Origin of the sequence: Algoriphagus sp. (assembly GCF_024305035.1) — a bacterium.
Lineage (GTDB): Bacteria > Bacteroidota > Bacteroidia > Cytophagales > Cyclobacteriaceae > Algoriphagus.
In genome coordinates this window covers 30400-50253 of record NZ_JAMWZB010000027.1, presented here as the reverse complement: position 1 = coordinate 50253, position 19854 = coordinate 30400, and the positions used below count along the sequence as shown (strand labels likewise).

Genomic DNA, 19854 nt, shown 5'->3' with positions numbered 1-19854 from the left:
ACGAAAACCTTAATGCCAATGGCTTTAAGGTTTTTTTGTAGATTCAAACCCCAATCTTTTTAAAGCATGAGTCAAAAAGAAAAATTTATCCAAGACCTGGCAGAAGGTCAATCGTATAAGAAAGATTTTATCGTTTTAGGTACCGGAATTTTGGATGGAGAACCTATTACCGGGGCTAGCATCAAAGTTCCACTGAAAACGCTCAATCGACATGGATTGATTGCCGGCGCGACAGGGACCGGAAAGACAAAAACGCTTCAGGTGATTGCTGAGCAACTTTCCCTCAAAGGGATTTCCTCGGTGCTGATGGACCTCAAAGGAGATTTATCTGGCTTGGCACAACCGGGCCAGGCCAATGATTTTATTCTGAAGCGGTCCCAACAAATCGGGGTGAACTACGACCCCATGGGATTACCCGTAGAGTTGATGTCAATATCCAAAGAAAAGGGTGTAAAGCTTAAAGCCACTGTTTCGGAATTTGGACCGGTATTGATTGCTCAGATTTTGGATTTGAATGCTACCCAGCAGGGCGTGATTGCCTTGGTTTTCCGGTATTGCGATACCCATCATTTGCCACTGTTGGATTTGAAGGACCTGAAGCGTGTCTTGCAATTCATCACCAATGAAGGCAAAGAAGCCATACAACGGGAGTTTGGTCAAGTCTCAGCTGCTTCAGTCAATACCATCATGCGTAAAATCATCGAGCTCGAGCAGCAGGGAGCCGAGCGGTTTTTTGGCGAGCAGTCTTTCGATGTAACTGATTTTGTACGAAGAAAAGACGGGAAAGGAATTATTTCCATCATTCGCTTGACCGATATTCAAAGTAAACCAAAACTATTCTCAACCTTTATGTTGAGTATTTTATCGGAGATTTATGAGACATTTCCCGAACAGGGAGATTCAGACCAACCCAAACTTTGTTTGTTTATTGATGAAGCCCATTTGGTTTTCGGAAGCGCTTCCAAGGATCTGTTGGAAAAAATCGAAACCATCATCAAGTTGATTCGATCCAAAGGAGTAGGGGTTTATTTTTGTACGCAAACGCCTACCGATATTCCTGAATCTGTCTTAGGTCAATTGGGATTAAAAGTCCAGCATTCGCTTCGGGCATTTACTGCCAAGGACCGAAAGGCAATCAGCAAAACTGCCGAAAACTATCCGATATCGACTTATTATAATACTTCTGAAGTATTGACTTCAATGGGTATCGGAGAGGCTTTGGTCACGGCCTTGAATGAGAAAGGAATTCCTACTCCCTTGGCCCATACGCTTATCCGGGCTCCGATCACGAGGATGGATATTTTGAATTCTTCTGAAATTGATCAGGTAGTCAGTGAGTCGACCCTGGTTCCCAAATACAATCAAGAAATTGATCGACAAAGTGCGTTTGAAATTCTCAATCAAAAAATGGATGAAATCGAAAAGCAACAAGAAGAAGCTGAACTTACAGGCCAAAAAAGTCGGACAAAAACCACGGCTCGTACCCCTCAGGATCAATCGCTAATCGAAGAGCTCAGTAAAAATACACTGGTCAGACAAATCGGAAGGACAATCTTTCGCGAGTTGACCCGGGGGATTTTAGGATCATTTTCTCGAAAAAGGTAAAATTATTTTGATACATATAGCAGTGATTGGGGGGGGTGCGGCTGGTTTCTTTGCCGCAGTCCATGCAGCGAAACCTGGAAATCAGGTGACCATCTATGAAAAGACTTCCAAGCTTCTGTCCAAAGTCAGGATCTCTGGAGGAGGACGATGTAATGTTACTCATCGGCCGATGGAAATTTCTAAATTGGTCAAAAACTATCCTCGGGGAGAAAAATTTCTGAAGCGTGTATTCCGGCATTTTGACCAAGAGGATACCGTAAACTGGTTTGAATCTCGTGGGGTTAAACTCAAAATCGAAGAAGACGGTCGCGTTTTTCCTGTTTCGGATAATTCCTCCTCAATTGTGGATGCTTTACTAAAAGAGGCCAACAACCAAGGCGTTTTGATTCAAACGGGCATGAATTTGAATTCCATTCAACTTCAATCCACAGGAATTAACTTACAATTTGATCAGCAAACGATTCGAGTAGATGCCGTAATTTTGGCAACTGGTGGAAGTCCAAAGAGCTCGGGATATCATTTTCTTAATGGCTTAAGCCATCAAATTGCCTCCCCAATTCCATCCTTATTTACCTTCAATACTCCATCAGAGCCAATTCGAAAATTGATGGGCCTTTCGGTGCCTCATGCTCACGTAAGGTTTGAGGCGAGCAAACTTTCCTATTCGGGCCCCCTGTTGATCACCCATTGGGGAATCAGTGGCCCTGCGGTCTTGAAACTATCAGCATTTGGAGCTGATTGGCTGCATGAACAGAAGTATGAAGCAAGAGCGGTGATTAACTGGAATGGGAATTATAAGGAAATGGACTATGAAGATCAGCTACGAAATTACCAAAAAGCCCACCCCAATCGACTCGTTAAAAATTATCCCTTGTTTGATATTCCAGCGCGACTTTGGGAACATTTTTTAGAGCGGGCAGAAATCAAGGATTCCGATTCTTTTGGGAATTTTTCCAAAAAACAACTTAATAAATTGGTGCAGAATCTTTTTTGCTATATTTTGACCATCAAAGGAAAAACCACCTTCAAGGAAGAGTTCGTAACTGCAGGTGGCGTGGACCTTTCAGGCATTCATCCCGAAACTATGGAAAGTAGGTATCACCCGAATATTTATTTTTCAGGAGAAGTGTTGAACATTGATGGAATCACAGGTGGATTTAATTTTCAAGCCGCTTGGTCCACCGGTTATTTAGCGGGCATATCTTCAATAAGGCATTCTATATGAGCACAAGTTATCCTAATCTACAACAACTCATCGTAGATATGGCAGAGGGGGATGAAGAATTCAAAGATGAACTTACCCAGGCAATACACCATGGGCTAATAGAGCTAAAAGAAGTGTATGAACAGGGGGTAAGGTTTCGTGATGAAGTTACCATCCAACAAATCAGACATAAAGTGAAGCCCACCTTAGGGATGTTTGAATTTGATGATTTGACTGAGATTTTACAAGAGGGAAAGGAAATCCTAGAATCTCGGGGATTCGGCGAAGAGTTTGAAAGCCATTGGGCTAAATTAAATCTTCAAGTTTCTCAGGCCATAGAATTGGTAGCCAAATTGATATAAAAAAAGGAGTCTGCACCTGCGACTCCGCTTTTCTAGTTGTATACCCTATGAAGAAAATTCTTCACAAATGTAACAGTTGATTAGGTTGCGCTATTTATCCCAAGATGAATAGCGTGTTAAGTTTTTTGTGCCATGCCTATTATTTCATCTCAATACAGGAATCCTCCATTCTATTTACTCAACGGACATGTGGAAACAGTCGTGCCCAGTCTTTTGCGAACAGTCAAAGGAGTTAGCTATCAACGGGAAAAAATCAATACCCCGGATGGTGATTTCCTGAATTTGGATTGGTCAAAAGTGGGTTCGGATCGGCTGCTGATTGTTTCGCATGGACTTGAAGGAGACTCCTATCGACACTATGCCATGGGCTTGGTCAAATTATTTAATCAACATGGAGTTGATGTCATAGTTTGGAATAACCGAAGCTGCGGAGGAGAGATCAATCTCAAGCCCATCTTATATCATCACGGGGCCAGCTATGATTTGGAAACGGTCGTGCAGCATGTAATCAGCAATAGAAATTATCCGCATATTTTTCTGTCCGGGATCAGTATGGGAGGAGCTCAAACCCTCAAATATTTGGGAGAAAAATCACATGATCTCCCAACCCAAATCAAGCGAGCCGCAGTTTATTCAACCCCCTGTAACCTTCCCTCCAGTGCGGCCACCCTTAAATTAAAATCCAATCAGTTTTATAAAAACCGTTTTCTGGGAAAATTGAAAACCAAAATCCAGGCAAAGGCCATGCAATTTCCCGAGTTGATTGACTTGGATTTGTTGGCTCGAGTCAATTCCTTTGATGAATTTGATACCCATTTTACAGCTAAGCTGCATGGATTCAAAGATGCGGCTGATTTTTATCAATCCGTTAGTCCGGATAATTGGATGAATCACATCGCTATTCCAACCCTGATTTTAAATGCCTTGAATGATCCACTTTTGGGGCCTGAATGTTATCCGCGGAAACTTGCCCAGGATAAACCCGAATTATTCCTAGAAATGCCGAAGCGGGGAGGGCATACCGGATTTTTGATTCCGAAAAATGAGTTTTCATTTGCTGAATATCGACTCTTGGAATTTTTGACAGATTAAAAGGAAGTTCATTCAATTATTTATATTCGTGAAAAGTCCAGTAAACCATGAGAAAACTATTTTTCATTTCCATAATTTCCCTATTTCTGTTGACCTTTTTGTTGATGTGGTTTTATGAATTTCGGGAGTTTCGTTTTGGATACTTAGTGCTGGCAATTTTAGCTGGGTTGACTTTTTTAGGAGTGTATGATTCCCTTCAGAAAAAACATGCGATTCGTCGAAACTTTCCAGTAATTGGCAATTTCCGTTATATGCTCGAATCGATCAGCCCTGAAATTCAGCAGTATTTCATCGAAAGCAATACCGATGGGCGACCATTTAGTAGAAATCTCCGTGCACTGGCTTATCGTCGCGCCAAAAACGTCAATGATACCCATCCTTTTGGCACGCAGGGAGATATCGGCGGAGAGGATTACACGGCATTACGACACTCCATTTATGCCGTTCATCCAAAAGAAGAAGATATCCGGATTACCATAGGGTCAAAATTCTGCACTCAGCCGTATTCCTCATCCATTTTGAATATCTCTGCTATGAGTTTTGGTTCGCTGAGTAGTAATGCCATCAGTGCCTTGAATCGAGGCGCGAAAAAGGGCAATTTTTTGCATAATACCGGAGAGGGAGGAATAGCCTCTTATCATTTAGATGGAGGAGATATCTGTTGGCAAATCGGAACAGGTTATTTTGGCTGTAGAGATGAATCGGGACAGTTTTCTCCAACCGATTTTAAGGAAAAAGCAAGTTTGCCCCAGGTAAAAATGATCGAATTAAAGCTTTCCCAAGGAGCCAAACCTGGTCATGGAGGCGTGCTGCCCGGTGTAAAAAACACACCTGAAATCGCAAAAATAAGAAGTTTAAAGCCAGAAACCACGGTTTTATCACCTCCTGCCCATACCGCCTTTTCCAATCCTCAAGAAATGATTCAGTTTATCGAAAAGCTTAGAGAACTCGCTGGTGGCAAACCCGTAGGAATCAAGCTCTGCATTGGTAGAACGGAGGAATTTATCGAACTCTGCAAAGAAATGGTCAGTCAGGAGAACTGGCCGGATTTCATTACGATCGATGGAGCAGAAGGAGGAACTGGAGCGGCTCCCTTGGAATTTTCAGACAGTGTGGGATTACCGCTGGAACCGGCTTTGATTTTTGTCAAAGCGGCTTTGGAAAAATTCAACCTGAAGGATGAAATCAAGTTGATTGCCTCAGGGAAAGTAATCAGTGCTTTTTCAATTGTAAAAAACATAGCGCTGGGTGCGGATATTTGCAATTCGGCTAGGGGATTTATGTTTAGTTTAGGCTGTATTCAGGCATTGCGCTGCAATAGCAACGATTGTCCCACAGGAGTTGCTACCCAAAATCGAAGTCTAGCCAAAGGGCTTGTGGTGACCGATAAAGCCGAACGAGTTTTTAACTTTCATCAAAATACGATTGAAGCAGTTCGGGAATTAATTGGTGCTGCGGGGCATGAGCATACCGATACCTTAAGTGTGCATGATTTGGTCAAAGGCGATGAAATGATCAAATTGGCTAATCGCTATTTCCCGGATACGGTCAATACACAGGTTTAGTTTTTTTTTACTTATAAAATAGCTGTAAATAAAGTAGTTATTTAAATCGAGTTAAAGCCATTTTTGCAACAGTTCCTCCGATCGAAAGCGAGCTTGTCGCCGCAGGAGAAGGGGCATTGAGCACGTTGATGGCAAACTCAGATTCTTTGATGGCAAAATCATCCAGCAGCCCTCCGGTTCGATCACAGGCTTGGGCACGGACGCCAGCTCCGCCTTCGACTAAATCAGATTCTTGGATTTCAGGAATTAATTCCTGCAAAGCTTTGGTAAAAGCAGCTTTTGAAAAGGATCGGTACAGTTCCCCAAATCCTGTTTTCCAATACTTGGCCGCTACTTTTTGAAAACCCGGCCAAGTCAAGGTTTCTGCCAATTCTCCAAGGTTAATTTGAGATTTTTTATAGCCTTCGCGTCGAAAAGCCAGCACTGCATTGGGACCGGCTTCCACACCGCCTTTCATCATGCGGGTAAAGTGCACCCCCAAAAAAGGAAAATTCGGATCAGGTACGGGATAAATCAGGTTTTTGACTAGGTACTCTTTTTCTTTTTTGAGTTTGAAATATTCTCCTCGGAAGGGAATGATTTTAACCCCAGTAGAGGATTCATCATTCATTTTGGCCACTTTATCTGAATACAGTCCCGCGCAATTAATGACCAACTTTGCTTCCATGCTTTTATTTGAAGTTTCAATTTGATTAATGCCTTTTTTATGGCTTATGCTTAGGACTTTATGATTTAATAAAATAGCTCCTCCAGCTTGTAGAATTTTACGCCCATAAGCTAAGGCAACTTGATGGTAATCCACGATTCCAGTCTGCGGCACATGGATAGCAGCCACTCCGGCGCAATGCGGTTCGTATTCGTTGAGTTCCTCCAAACTGATTTTCCGAGTGCCTTCAAGCCCATTTTCCAAGCCTCTTTTGAGCAGGGTATCCAGAAGCGGTTTTTGCTCCTGCCGAGTGGCGACGACGACTTTTCCGGTGATCTCAAAAGGGATCTTTTCGCCTTCGCAAAACTGAATCAACTCCTGATAGCCCTTGATGCAATTGCTAGCTTTGAGTGAGCCCGGTTTGTAATAAAGTCCTGAATGAATCACTCCAGAGTTATTTCCCGTTTGATGCTTGGCGAGTTGATTTTCCTTTTCCAAAATGACGATTTTCAAGTCCGGTTTTTGGTTCAAGATTTTCAAGCCTGTCGCCAAGCCGACGATTCCTCCTCCTATGATCGCTATATCGTATGTCATATTTTCTCAAAAACAAAGTTCAAATATAGCAAGAGTGGAGCGATTTCCCTTAGCTAAACTGAGCTTGAATGAGGGAAGAATTAAGAAATAAAAACAGGGAACTGATGAAAAAGGAACGGGAATGAATTTATTTTGCAGCACGTTAGTTTTCTTCAAAATTTCAGGGATGAGTCGCTATCTTTTAATCCTATTCTTTTTCGTTCAGTCTTTCAGCAGTTTTGGGCAGTTTCTCATTAAAGGTAAAGTCACCGATGCGGAGACCGGAGATCCCATTCCCTTTGCTGCAGTCCTACTGAAAGGAACCTCGACCGGCCAGAACACCGATTTTGAAGGTTTTTTTGAAATCAAATCGGCCGTTTTGAACGACAGTATTCAGGTGAGTTATTTAGGTTACTTCACCCAAACCAAAGTGCTTGCTCAAACCCAGGAGCAAGTGATTAATTTTCAGTTGCGCCCCTCGGATCTGGAGTTGGAGACCTTTGTGTTTGAAGCGGGGGAGAATCCTGCTTTTGCCATCATCCGAGAGGCTGTTGAGCGGAAAAATCAATTTGATAAGCGGCAATTAGCGGCCTATGAAACAAGTAACTATACCAAAATCGAAATTGATATTGACCACCTTTCGGAAAGCTTTACCAATCGCCGGACGGTCAAAAAGGTAACTTCTGTTTTGGATAGTATTCGGCAACTGACCAACGATGAAGGGGAGAAGATACTTCCGGTATTTTTTTCGGAAACCCTGAGTAAATTTTATTATCGAAACGATCCTGTTTTAAAAAAGGAAATCGTCGAAAAGTCAAAAGTGACCGGTGTGGGCATCACGGATGGATCCACGACATCGCAGATTACGGGTTCGGCATTTCAAGAATATAATTTCTACAAAAATTGGCTGAACATCGTCGAAAAGGAATTTGTGTCTCCTATCGCCGATGGGTGGAAGACTTTTTATGATTACGATTTGATGGATTCGGTTTTGGTGGGAAATGATTCCTGTTATTTGCTCAAAGTAATTCCAAGACGAGAACAGGATTTGGCTTTTGAGGGGTTTATTTGGATCAATAAAGACACCTATGCGCTCAAGCAAGTGGATTTAACGATTCCCAAAAGTGCCAATCTAAACTTCATCGAGCGGATTAAAATTCAACAGGAATTGATTCCGACCAGTGCCGGACCGCTTATTCCTGCCAAAACCCGGGTTCAAGTCAAAATCGGCCAAATCACACCCAAAACAGCTGGACTGCTTGCCAAGTTTTACACAGCCACTGACAGTATCGTGGTGAGTGAGCCCAAACCCACTTCGTTTTTCAATAATTCGGTTGAGCTTAACTCTGATTTTTCCGAATCCAGTGAAGAGTTTTGGTCCCAAAATCGCGCTGATCCGCTGACCTCTGAGGAGCTCTCAGTGCTGCAGATGGTTGATACCTTGAAGCAAATTCCGATTGTAAGACTTTACTCGGAAGGGCTAAAATTTTTGGCGACCGGTTTTTTACCCGTAGGGAAAATTGATATCGGACCGTGGACGGAGTTTGGCAATTTCAATAATGTGGAAGGCCTCCGAGGGGGATTGGGCTTACGTACCAATTATAAATTCAGTACGAAATGGGCTTTTCAGGGCTATTTGGCTTATGGATTTATTGATGAGCGATTTAAGTACAGTGTTTCGGCTAAACATATTTTGGATCGAAAACGCTGGACAACGTTGGAACTCAAATCGAGCCGGGAAATTGATCAAGTCGGTTTGGAAATGGAATCCTTGGAGGGAAACTCAATCTTTCTGGCCGCAAGCCGTTTTGGCACGCTCCGAAGACCATTTCTAAGTTCCAATCAGCGACTGACTTTTCAGCGGGAGTTTTTCAAAGGCTTTTTGTTTTCTGCCGGAGTCAATGTCGGCCAATTTGATCCGCTATTTGATTTTTACTATCGGGAAAAGGGCAGCGGAGATTTGAAATCACGCTTTGAGGCGACGGAAGTGAGAACGGGCCTACGCTATGGTCGGGATGAAATCATCATTATCAATGACAATGAACGGGCTTCCTTTGGTCCGTCTCGATGGCCGATTTTTGAGGTGAATTATGCCAAAGGGCTGCAATGGCTCGGTGGAGACTTGAACTATCACAAGTTGAATTTTTACCTGTATCAAAAGCTGAATATGGGACTTTTTGGGATTTCACGGTATGAAGTGGATGCCGGAAAGGTATTTGGAGAAGTCCCTTATCCGATTTTGAAAAACCATTTGGGAAATGAAACATTGTTTTACACCACGGCAGCATTTAATACGATGAACTTTAATGAATTCGCTTCGGATCAATTTGTCAGTTTACGCTACCGGCATTTCTTTGAAGGATTTCTGCTCAACCGGATTCCTCTGATCAAAAAACTGAAATGGCGTGCAGTGGCCAATGCCAATGTGCTGTTTGGTTCGGTCTCCGATCAGAATATCGAAAATGTCCCCGGTATCGACCCAGCCGGAAACCCGATTGAAACTTTCGGAAGATTAGACCCCAACAAACCCTATGTGGAGTTGGGTTATGGGATCGAAAATATTTTTAAGTTTTTCCGGGTGGATTTTATTCATCGGATGACCTACTTGGATGTGCCCGAAGCCAATCCCTTTGTGGTAAAGGTCAGTGCGCAGATTATTTTGTAAAAAAATTTTGTTTGAAAAAAAAAACGATTAGTTTAGAGGAATAGTCTAACTCAGAGATCTTTATCGATCAGATGATTTCATTTTTAAAGTCCCAATCATGAAAAATCTATTCCAAAAAGCTTTTATCTCAGTTTTGATCTTGACTTTCGCTATTTCTTTAGGGGCAACAGCTCAGACCGAACCCGGAACCTTCACCGCAAAAAAAGGGATTTATCTTGAAGTTGGAGGAAGTTCTGGGATCTATGCAGTTAACTACAGCAAGATTTTCCATCAAAAAGGGAAGCTAAAGCTAAGTGCCAGTGCAGGTTTTTCTATGTGGAGGCATGAAAAATTAGATTCGAGGACTACTTGGCTTCCTACAGTTCCTTTGGAGATGACAGCCTTTTACGGAAAGTCAAATCATCACCTGGAAATGGGAATTGGGTTTACCCCCTACTTAGGCACAAGCTTAGATTTAGTTTCGGAAACGATTGGATATAGAGATATAGTGGTTATTGACGCCTTCATTCCTCTTAGAGTCGGATACAGGTACCAAAAACCGGAAGGTGGATTCTTTTTTAGATTGGGTTATACGCCAATTATTGACTTTCCGCCAAGAACAGGAGGAAATTGGTCCTTCAATCCTTATTGGGCCGGACTAAGTTTTGGGAAGAGTTTTTGAATCGTTTGAGTGGATTTTATTAGAAAATCTTTTAACAAAGTCTATTCTTCGATATTGATATCGTTGCTGAATTGGTATTAAATTAAAAAATGCCGAATTTTAAGCTATAAAATTAAATTAAAATGGCTACAGTTGACAGTTTACGAAATGGACTAATTGAGAAAATTCTCTCTATCAATAATAAGGATTTTTTGCAAGCCTTGGATCAGCTGATTTCTTCTGATTCTTCAGTATTCGAAATGTCAAAATTGACAGAAGATCAAAAGAAGATGTTGGAAATGAGTGAGGAGGATATTAAAAATGGGAAGTTAATTTCACAAGAAGCCATGGACAAAAGAAATCTGGAATGGCTAAACGCATTGTAATTTGGACAAAAACAGCAGATCTTCAATTTATAGGTGTTTTAAAATATTGGGTTAATCGAAATAAGTCCACCACCTACTCAAAAAAACTTTTAGATTTAGTTTCAAAGAAAACAAGGCAACTATCCAAAAGACCATTTATTTACAAGTCCACAGAATTCAATGGGGTAAGGGTCGCTCCGATAGGTAATTTTAGTATCTATTACAAAGTTGATGGCCTTCAAATCACCATTGTGGCATTTTGGGACAATCGTCAAGACCCCAAGGAACTTTTTAGTGCCTTAAAAAAGTCAAAAGAAAGTAAATAAGACAGTTTTTGGCTTTTTCAGAAGTCAGACTTTTACAAAATCCACTGGATATTCAAAATTGATTTACACATTCCTTTCGCCTAAATTTTTCCTTTGTGATCACTCTTCGCATATTTGCATCTTAAACCAAACGCCTGTTTGTAAAGGCTTATTTATTTTATGTCACAATCCATTAAAATTACCCTTCCGGATGGATCGGAAAGGGAATACGAAAAAGGAACTACCGGACTACAGATTGCTGCCAGTATCAGCGAGGGTTTAGCCCGGAATGTCCTAGCCGCAAAAGTCAACGGTCAGGTATGGGACGCTACCCGTGCGATCGAGCAGGATTCCAACGTTCAGCTGTTGACCTGGAATGACGGGGAAGGGAAAAACACCTTTTGGCATTCTTCCGCCCACTTATTGGCAGAAGCGTTGGAAGCGCTTTATCCTGGAATCAAGTTTGGTATCGGCCCGCCAATTGAAACGGGTTTTTACTACGATGTAGATTTTGGCGATCACACCTTGGATGGATCCGAATTGGAAAAGATCGAGCAAAAAATGATCGAACTGGCCCGGGAAAAAAATGAATATGTCCGAAAAGCGATTTCAAAGAAAGACGCCATCGCATACTATCAGGAAAAAGGCGACGAGTATAAGCTCGATCTCTTGGAAGGATTGGAAGACGGTTCGATCACTTTTTATGAGCAGGGCAATTTCACGGATCTTTGCCGTGGTCCTCATATTCCCAATACCGGATTTATCAAAGCGGTGAAGCTGACCAATATTGCCGGAGCTTATTGGAGAGGGGACGAAAAGCGGAAAATGCTAACCCGAATCTACGGGGTCACTTTCCCCAAGGCAAAAGAGCTACAGGAATACCTTACCTTATTGGAGGAAGCCAAAAAGCGGGATCACCGCAAGATTGGGCGGGAATTGGAGTTGTTTACTTTTTCTGAAAAAGTAGGGCAGGGGCTACCGCTTTGGCTACCAAAAGGGACTCTCTTACGGGAGCGATTGGTTGCTTTTATGAAAAAAGCTCAAGACAAATCAGGATACGAGCAAGTGACCACGCCTCATATCGGGCACAAAGTGCTGTATGAGACTTCGGGTCATTATGAAAAATACGGAAAGGATTCCTTTCAGCCGATTCATACTCCACATGAAGGGGAGGAGTTTTTGCTCAAACCGATGAACTGTCCTCATCACTGCGAAATCTACAAGCATAAGCCGCGATCGTACAAGGATTTGCCGATTCGCTATGCTGAATTTGGAACGGTCTATCGCTACGAGCAAAGTGGAGAGTTGCATGGATTAACCCGGGTGAGAGGATTTACCCAGGATGATGCCCATATTTTCTGCCGTCCGGAGCAAGTAAAGGAAGAGTTTATCAAAGTGATTGATTTGGTGCTTTATGTGTTTAAAGCTCTGGGTTTTGAAGATTACACTGCCCAGATTTCCCTTCGGGATCCCGAAAACAAGCAGAAATACATCGGAACGGACGAGGCTTGGGCCAAAGCCGAAGCCGCAATTATTGAGGCAGCAGCCGAAAAAGGCTTGGAAACCGTCACCGAATTGGGTGAAGCGGCTTTCTATGGCCCGAAACTTGATTTTATGGTCAAGGATGCGTTGGGTAGAAAATGGCAGTTGGGAACTATTCAGGTGGATTATAATCTACCTGAGCGCTTTGAATTGGAATACATCGGTTCGGACAATGCCAAGCATAGACCGGTGATGATTCACCGTGCGCCATTTGGTTCCTTGGAGCGATTTGTCGCAGTATTGATTGAGCATTGTGCGGGTAATTTCCCGCTTTGGCTTTCACCGGAACAAATTAATATTCTTCCGATCTCTGAGAAATTTATCACTTACGCTGAGGAAGTCAAATCCTTGTTGGAAGATGCTGGAATCACCGGTAGTATTGATAACAGAGATGAGAAAATCGGTCGTAAGATTAGAGACTCGGAAGTGAAAAAAGTGCCTTTTATGCTCATTGTGGGTGAGAAAGAGCAGGAAAATCGCGTGCTCTCGGTAAGAAAGCATGGAGAAGGTGACCTCGGCAACTACTCGATTGAGGAGTTTATTCAGTATTTTCAGGGGATTATTTCAGAATCGTTGAGTAAAGAATAAGTTGGTAAAATTTTATTCCGCTTTTTTCGATTAAAAATAATTCCGATATTTGCAGTCAATTTCACAAAAACAACAACAGCTAACTTGAGAGACAGACAACCACACAGAGGTCGACAAGAAGAACCATATAAGGTAAATCAACGAATCAGAGCAAGAGAAGTACGGGTAGTAGGAGATTTTGTAGAGGGCGGAAACGCAGTGATGCCTACAGACAAAGCCATCAAACTGGCCGAAGAAAACGACTTGGATCTGGTCGAGATTTCACCCAGCGTCAATCCTCCCGTATGTAAGATTTTGGATTATGCGAAGTTTAAGTACGAGCAAAAGAAAAAACAAAAGGAGATTAAGGCGAATGCAGCAAAAGTTGTTTTGAAGGAAATTCGTTTTGGCCCCAATACCGATGATCATGACTTTAACTTTAAACTAAAGCATGCCATTAGCTTTCTGAAAGAAGGTGCCAAAGTTAAAGCCTACGTGCATTTTGTGGGTAGAAGTATAGTCTTCAAAGAAAGAGGAGAGATGCTTTTACTGAAATTTGCCCAGGCTTTGGAAGATTACGGAGCGGTGGAACAGCTGCCCAAATTAGAAGGAAAGCGAATGAATATTTTCATCGCACCCAAGCAGTCGAAGAAATAATTTCAACTAAATAAATACAGTAAGATGCCTAAAGTAAAAACTAAATCAAGTGCAAAAAAGCGGTTTGCCTTAACGGGAACCGGTAAAATCAAAAGGAAACACGCTTTCAAAAGCCACATTCTGACCAAGAAAGCCACCAAAAGAAAACGTAACCTGACCAAAACGGGTTTGGTACACGAGTCTGATGAGGGCCGAGTACGTGACATGTTGAGAATCTGATCAATTTGTCTATCAATTAATTAAGGTTTATTTATTCACCAGGTGCTTTGGTTCTAAAGATCCTAAATCGTCAGGACACCAAGCGTCAAAAAACAAAAAACTATGCCTAGATCGGTAAACGCAGTAGCGTCAAGAGCAAGAAGAAAAAAAGTGTTAAAGGCCACCAGAGGTTACTTCGGTAGAGGTAAAAATGTGTGGACTGTAGCCAAAAACAAGTATGAGAAAGGTCTTCAGTATGCATACAGAGACAGAAAAGCAAAGAAACGTGAATTCAGAGCATTGTGGATTCAGCGAATCAATGCTGGTGCTCGTGAGCATGGAATTTCCTACTCTCAGTTTATGGGTATGTTGAAAAAAGCCGATATCGAATTAAACCGTAAGGTTTTGGCAGATTTGGCCATGAATCACCCAGAGGCATTCAAAGCTGTAGTTGAAAGAGTAAAATAAGGTCGGCACACCTTATTTTGCAGAAAGCCTTCCTTCGGGGAGGCTTTTTTTATGCGCATTTTTTAAAAATGCCCCCAAAATTAAAAGGTCGCTGCATCAGAAAGTTTTGGCAGTTCCAAGGGTAGAAGTAGCCTTGGATTTACCGACTGATGGTAGCCTCTATTTTCTCTCCTGTGCACCTTGGAATAGCCCGATAGGGACCCTTCTTTTTGTGGATACCCCATCAACAAAAAAAGGCTCCCGTTTCCGAAAGCCTTTGTAGCGAGGACGGGAGTTGAACCCGTGACCTCAGGGTTATGAATCCTGCGCTCTAACCAACTGAGCTACCTCGCCATAATTTTTTCCAATATTTTAATTTTGATATCGAATGTTCGAATTAATGCCTATATTATGACACAGTCGAATTTCAATAGTTCAGGAGCGAAAATCTTTCATTTTCTCTGGACAATGTCCCCCTTCAAATGGGAATGCAAATATGAGGTCTTGTGCTGTGAAATGCAAGTTGACGTTCTTTAAAAAAGTGAAATTTTCACTCCAGAAATTTAAAAATCATGGTTAAAAATAAGTTTGTTGCTGATTATCAAATTAATGCCTCAAAAAAAATTGTTTTTCAGTATTTAAGTACTGCTAGCGGTTTAGAGGAGTGGTTTGCAGATGAAGTGAGAATTAATGAAGACAAAGTCTACATTTTTAATTTCGACGGGGAAGATCATCCTGCCAAACTCGCTTCTTTGAGAATTAACTCCCATGTGAAATTTGAGTTTTTCGACCCCACAAATCCTGAGGAAAAGGATCACGCATTCATTGAATTTAAATTGGAAGAAAATGAATTAACCCAGACGCTTTTTCTAAAGGTAATTGATTATTCTGATGGGTATGATGATGATGAATTGACTGCAATTTGGGAAGGGTTGATTGGTAAACTGAAAGAAATAATTGGTGGTTAATTCAATCTAAATCACCAATTTTGAACCTCAAAAATCGTTGTTTCGTATTTGGGACGAGGAAGAGGATTTTCTATGAAAAAATTAGATAAATTAATACTTGGCTCTTTTATAGGGCCATTTTTATTGACTTTTGTGGTGGTTGACTTCATTTTGTTGATTGTCAACATGCTTAAATATTTTGATGAAATATTTGGTAAAGGACTGAGCTTTTGGATCTATGCTGAGTTGATCGGCTATTTTGTAATCAGTATCTCTCCAATGGCGCTGCCTTTGGCTGTTTTACTGTCCAGCTTGATGACTTTTGGGAATCTAGGAGAACATTTTGAAATTACAGCCATCAAAAGCAGTGGGATTTCGTTGGTCAGGGCACTTCGACCCATTGGCGTGTTTACTGTTTTTCTGATGATAGCCGCCTTTTTTTCAAATAATTATTTAGTACCCAAAGTCAATCTTAAAACCTTTAGTTTGCTCTATGACATTCGGATGAAGTCTCCGGCGTTGGATATTCGAGAAGGCGTATTTTATGCAGGCATTCCCGGCTACAGTATCAAAGTCAATCAAAAATTAAACGACAATGACCTAAAAGATATCATTATTTATAATCACGGTGCAGGTTCGGGAAACTTGGATGTGACCGTAGCTGACTCTGGCCGGATGGAGAAATTTTTCAATGATAACTACATGAAATTGACCCTTTACCAAGGAACCAATTATCATGAGGAGAGAGGAATGCGAGGAATTGCAGAAAAGCCAATTCCCTTCAACCGGACTACTTTTGATGAAAATATCATAATTTTTGATCTAGATGAGTTTCAGCTCAGCCGTACTCCGGAAGACCTTTGGTCTACTAATCGATCCATTAAAAATATTTCGCAAATCAAATTAGGCCTAGACTCGATTCGTTCTTTGGTCAACGAACAACAATTCCAAAACTATCGACAAGCAGAAAGTATTTTTCCATTTTATTCGCGAACCAGAAACCTGGACCCCTTGGATCCGATCATGGAACGAAAGGCAATGGCTGATTCGCTTCGCGCCGAAATGAGTAGAAAAGAGCGACGTGAAATGGATTCCCTAAAACAAGTTTTAGGGGATCAGAAAAAAGATACCGTCGTGCTGGATTTCAAAGAAAGTTTGGGGGTCACCTTGGACTCTAGTGGTTCACTTCCGGTAACTGCCTCCAAACCGGCCAACCCCAGAGTCGATTCACTCTTACAAGCCAAGAGATCCAATAGGTCCAAGCCTTTAAGTCCGCAACGCAGATTAGAAGAGGCAATGGTGGATAATCCTGTCGCTGACGATCCTGATGATCGGAAAGTAACCCTAACCCGTACTACTCCATTGACCGATGATGAGCGGGAATTGATCGATTCGCTGGTCAATAAAAGAGGCTATCGCTCCAATGCACTCACAATGGCGCTGAATAATTCTCGGAACTTAAAGAATAATTTTCAGGTGAAAAAAGTGCAAATTGACAATTACCAGCGGGAATTCAGAAGATTTGAAATCGCTTGGTATCAAAAGTACACTCAGGCATTTGCCTGTTTTGTCATGTTTTTGATCGGTGCCCCCTTGGGAGCGATTATCAAAAAAGGAGGACTGGGTATGCCGGTTTTGGTTTCCATCATATTTTTCATCGTATACTATATGCTGACCATTACCGGAGAAAAATGGGCAAAAGAGGGAGTTACTGATCCCTTGATCGGGACTTGGTTTTCCTGTGTGATGCTTTTGCCCTTTGGTTTGTTTTTCTTGAAGCAGGCCAGAAAAGATGCGCGACTATTTGAACCTGATTTTTACATCGAATGGTGGAAATCTATCCAGAAACGCTGGAAGAGTAGCGCTTCAAAAAGCAGTTGATATTTTCTAATTTGGAATATTACCCTTACCTTTGTAGCTGTTTTAATTAATTTAGCTAAACATGTATTTAACATCAGAGAAAAAACAAGAGTTGTTTAAAAATCATGGACGGTTAAAATCTGAAACTGACACAGGATCTCCTGAGTCTCAGATTGCCCTCTTTACTCACAGAATTCAGCATTTGACTGAACATTTGAAGTCCAATAAAAAGGACCACTCCTCACGTTTGGGATTACTTAAGCTCGTAGGTAAGCGTAGAAGCTTGCTCGATTACTTAATCAAAACTGACATTGAGCGATACAGAGCGATTATTTCTGAATTAGGAATCAGAAAATAACGAATCAAGGTAAGGTTCTCTTTTGGAGGACCTTACTTTTTTCTTTTTAAACTGGATGCCTTAATTTTTAAAACGAGAAAAATAATACAAATCATAATTTATGTTACCAAATTTAATCACTAAGACCATCACCCTTAAGGATGGTAGAGAAATCACTATTGAAACAGGTGCATTGGCAAAGCAAGCTGATGGTTCTGTAGTAGTACGAATGGGGAAAGCCATGCTTTTGGCTACAGTAGTATCCAAAAAAGAGGCTGGAGAAGGAGTCGACTTTTTACCTATGTCTGTGGATTATCAAGAAAAATTCGCAGCATCCGGAAAAATACCTGGAGGTTTTTTGAAACGGGAAGGAAGACTTTCCGATTATGAAATTCTAATTAGCCGTATTGTTGATCGAGCGATTCGTCCTATTTTTCCCGACGATTATCATGCAGATACACAAATTGCCATTACTTTAATGTCCTCAGATGAGGAGGTTTTGCCAGATTGTTTAGCCGGATTGGCTGCATCGGCAGCATTGGCAGTTTCTGATATCCCGTTTAATGGACCCATTTCTGAGGTTCGCGTAGCAAAGATTGATGGTCAATTAGTCATCAACCCCAAACCCAGCGATCTTGAGAAGGCTTCCTTGGAGTTTATCGTAGCTGGATCCTTGGATTTCATTTTGATGGTAGAGGGCGAAGCCAACGAAATCCAAGAAGATGAAATGGTTGAGGCCATGGAATTTGCACATGAAGAGATCAAACGTCATTGTCAAATACAACTTGAACTGACCAAAGAAGTAGGAAAGGAGCAAAAGCGAGAATACAATCACGAGAAATCGGATCCAGCGCTGTTTGACAAGATGCGTTCAGAATTGTATGATAAATTATATCAGTCGGTTGCCAAGCAAATTGCAAACAAGAGCGAGCGATCTGCTCTGATTAAAGAGATCAAAGATGAGTTTGTAGAGGCATTGGGTGAGGAGCATGAATATGAGGCGAGTTTGATCGGTCCTTATTTTCACAAAATTCACAAAGAAGCTGCAAGAAACTTCACATTAGATACCAAAAAACGAATGGATGGCCGGAATCTTACCGAAGTGAGACCGATTTGGTCTGTGGTGGATTACCTACCTTCAGCACACGGTTCTGCGGTGTTTACTAGAGGAGAAACCCAATCCGTCACCACCTGTACATTAGGTACCAAAATGGACGAGCAGATGGTGGATGGAGCTGTAATTTCTGGATACAATAAATTTTTCCTTCATTACAACTTCCCTGGATTTTCTACAGGGGAGGTAAAACCGAATCGAGGTCCGGGCAGAAGAGAAGTAGGACACGGAAACTTGGCGATGAGAGCCTTGAAAAAAGTGTTGCCTTCTGAGGTTGAAAACCCCTATACCATCCGCATCGTATCCGATATTTTGGAATCAAATGGATCTTCTTCCATGGCCACCGTTTGTGCAGGTTCTTTGGCCCTGATGGATGCAGGGGTAAAAATCAAAGCACCGGTTACTGGAATTGCCATGGGAATGATTTCTGATGCCAAAACTGGAAAGTATGCCATCCTTTCTGATATATTAGGAGATGAAGATCATTTGGGAGATATGGATTTCAAAGTCACGGGTACTGAGAAGGGAATCACGGCTTGTCAGATGGATTTGAAAGTAGAAGGATTGGATTACTCGGTCTTGAAAGAAGCGTTGCATCAAGCCAAAGAAGGCAGACTTCATATTTTGAATGAAATCAACAAAACACTCGCTGCTCCAAAACCGGATTTAAAACCTCATACTCCTCGATCTTTTGTAATGATGATTCCTAAGGAATTGATCGGTGCAGTGATCGGGCCTGGTGGAAAAGTAATCCAGGAAATTCAAAAAGATACCAGTACTACGATTGTGATCGAAGAGATCGATAATCAAGGTAAAATCAACGTTTTCTCTGCCAATCAGGAGAATATGGATGCGGCTATCAAGCGTATCAAAGCAATTGTCGCTCAGCCGGAGATCGGAGAGACCTACACCGGTAAAGTGAAAAATATTCAGCCTTTCGGCGCCTTCGTGGAATTTATGCCTGGTAAAGATGGTTTACTCCATATATCTGAAATCAAATGGGAGCGTCTGGAAAGCATGGAAGGTGTTCTTGAACCTGGAGAGGAAATCGTCGTTAAGCTTATCGATGTGGATAAAAAGACTGGGAAATTTAAGCTTTCCAGAAAAGTTTTAATCCCAAAACCAGAAAAACAGGAACCAAAAGGTTAAGATTAGCCTTCCTT

The 19854-nt window shown here is 41.7% G+C and carries 18 protein-coding genes and 1 tRNA gene; 17 read left to right on the top strand and 2 right to left on the bottom strand.

Going from position 1 to position 19854, the window contains the following annotated elements; genetic code table 11:
- Positions 1-66: 66 nt before the first annotated feature.
- The 5 genes from Q0L00_RS15215 to Q0L00_RS15195 all read left to right on the top strand — a co-directional run bounded on the left by Q0L00_RS15215 (position 67) and on the right by Q0L00_RS15195 (position 5828).
- Positions 67-1605, top strand: coding sequence for a helicase HerA-like domain-containing protein (locus tag Q0L00_RS15215; protein ID WP_297337739.1), 1539 nt, complete (start codon positions 67-69; stop codon positions 1603-1605).
- Positions 1606-1615: 10 nt separating this feature from the next.
- Positions 1616-2830: an NAD(P)/FAD-dependent oxidoreductase gene (locus Q0L00_RS15210; RefSeq protein ID WP_297337761.1), complete on the top strand. Its 1215-nt coding sequence runs from the start codon at positions 1616-1618 to the stop codon at positions 2828-2830.
- Complete coding sequence (locus Q0L00_RS15205; RefSeq protein WP_297337738.1) at positions 2827-3171, top strand: hypothetical protein; 345 nt, start codon at positions 2827-2829, stop codon at positions 3169-3171. Before Q0L00_RS15210 ends, Q0L00_RS15205 begins: the two co-directional genes overlap by 4 nt.
- A 132-nt stretch (positions 3172-3303) precedes the next feature.
- Positions 3304-4263, top strand: coding sequence for an alpha/beta fold hydrolase (locus tag Q0L00_RS15200; protein WP_297337737.1), 960 nt, complete (start codon positions 3304-3306; stop codon positions 4261-4263).
- Between the two features lie 47 nt (positions 4264-4310).
- Positions 4311-5828, top strand: a complete 1518-nt coding sequence (locus Q0L00_RS15195) for an FMN-binding glutamate synthase family protein (RefSeq protein WP_297337736.1) — start codon at positions 4311-4313, stop codon at positions 5826-5828.
- A 37-nt stretch (positions 5829-5865) separates the two neighbouring features.
- Here Q0L00_RS15195 and lhgO read toward each other — a convergent pair whose 3' ends face one another.
- Complete coding sequence (gene lhgO, locus Q0L00_RS15190) at positions 5866-7068, bottom strand: L-2-hydroxyglutarate oxidase (RefSeq protein WP_297337735.1); 1203 nt, start codon at positions 7066-7068, stop codon at positions 5866-5868.
- A 166-nt stretch (positions 7069-7234) separates the two neighbouring features.
- Between lhgO and Q0L00_RS15185 the strand changes: the two genes are divergently transcribed.
- The 8 genes from Q0L00_RS15185 to rplT all read left to right on the top strand — a co-directional run bounded on the left by Q0L00_RS15185 (position 7235) and on the right by rplT (position 14454).
- Positions 7235-9712 (top strand): DUF5686 and carboxypeptidase-like regulatory domain-containing protein, encoded by a 2478-nt coding sequence (locus Q0L00_RS15185; RefSeq protein ID WP_297337734.1) that lies wholly within the window; start codon positions 7235-7237, stop codon positions 9710-9712.
- A 97-nt stretch (positions 9713-9809) separates the two neighbouring features.
- On the top strand, positions 9810-10373 hold the full coding sequence (locus Q0L00_RS15180) for a hypothetical protein (RefSeq protein ID WP_297337733.1): 564 nt from the start codon (positions 9810-9812) through the stop codon (positions 10371-10373).
- A 122-nt stretch (positions 10374-10495) separates the two neighbouring features.
- A complete protein-coding gene (locus Q0L00_RS15175; RefSeq protein WP_087941469.1) occupies positions 10496-10738 on the top strand; it encodes a hypothetical protein in 243 nt (80 codons plus the stop codon).
- A complete protein-coding gene (locus Q0L00_RS15170) occupies positions 10720-11043 on the top strand; it encodes a type II toxin-antitoxin system RelE/ParE family toxin (protein WP_297337732.1) in 324 nt (107 codons plus the stop codon). The genes Q0L00_RS15175 and Q0L00_RS15170 overlap by 19 nt, the downstream gene beginning before the upstream one ends.
- Before the next feature lie 159 nt (positions 11044-11202).
- Positions 11203-13152: a threonine--tRNA ligase gene (gene thrS / locus Q0L00_RS15165; RefSeq protein ID WP_297337731.1), complete on the top strand. Its 1950-nt coding sequence runs from the start codon at positions 11203-11205 to the stop codon at positions 13150-13152.
- Positions 13153-13236: 84 nt separating this feature from the next.
- The gene (infC, locus tag Q0L00_RS15160; RefSeq protein WP_297337730.1) at positions 13237-13788 is read left to right on the top strand and encodes a translation initiation factor IF-3; all 552 of its coding nucleotides are present in this window, start codon (positions 13237-13239) and stop codon (positions 13786-13788) included.
- A gap of 24 nt (positions 13789-13812) precedes the next feature.
- Positions 13813-14007, top strand: coding sequence for a 50S ribosomal protein L35 (rpmI, locus tag Q0L00_RS15155; RefSeq protein ID WP_087941465.1), 195 nt, complete (start codon positions 13813-13815; stop codon positions 14005-14007).
- 102 nt (positions 14008-14109) lie between these two features.
- Complete coding sequence (gene rplT / locus Q0L00_RS15150) at positions 14110-14454, top strand: 50S ribosomal protein L20 (protein WP_297337729.1); 345 nt, start codon at positions 14110-14112, stop codon at positions 14452-14454.
- A 259-nt stretch (positions 14455-14713) separates the two neighbouring features.
- Here rplT and Q0L00_RS15145 read toward each other — a convergent pair.
- Positions 14714-14787, bottom strand: a tRNA-Met gene (locus Q0L00_RS15145).
- A 218-nt stretch (positions 14788-15005) separates the two neighbouring features.
- Here Q0L00_RS15145 and Q0L00_RS15140 point away from each other — a divergent pair.
- The 4 genes from Q0L00_RS15140 (at position 15006) to pnp (ending at position 19840) form a co-directional block, all read left to right on the top strand.
- Positions 15006-15401 (top strand): START-like domain-containing protein, encoded by a 396-nt coding sequence (locus tag Q0L00_RS15140; protein WP_297337728.1) that lies wholly within the window; start codon positions 15006-15008, stop codon positions 15399-15401.
- A 72-nt stretch (positions 15402-15473) separates the two neighbouring features.
- Entirely contained in the window at positions 15474-17261 is a 1788-nt protein-coding gene (locus tag Q0L00_RS15135; protein ID WP_297337727.1) for an LptF/LptG family permease, read from the top strand.
- A 61-nt stretch (positions 17262-17322) separates the two neighbouring features.
- Positions 17323-17598: a 30S ribosomal protein S15 gene (gene rpsO / locus Q0L00_RS15130; RefSeq protein ID WP_297337726.1), complete on the top strand. Its 276-nt coding sequence runs from the start codon at positions 17323-17325 to the stop codon at positions 17596-17598.
- 100 nt (positions 17599-17698) lie between these two features.
- Positions 17699-19840, top strand: a complete 2142-nt coding sequence (gene pnp / locus Q0L00_RS15125) for a polyribonucleotide nucleotidyltransferase (RefSeq protein ID WP_297337725.1) — start codon at positions 17699-17701, stop codon at positions 19838-19840.
- Positions 19841-19854: the final 14 nt, after the last annotated feature.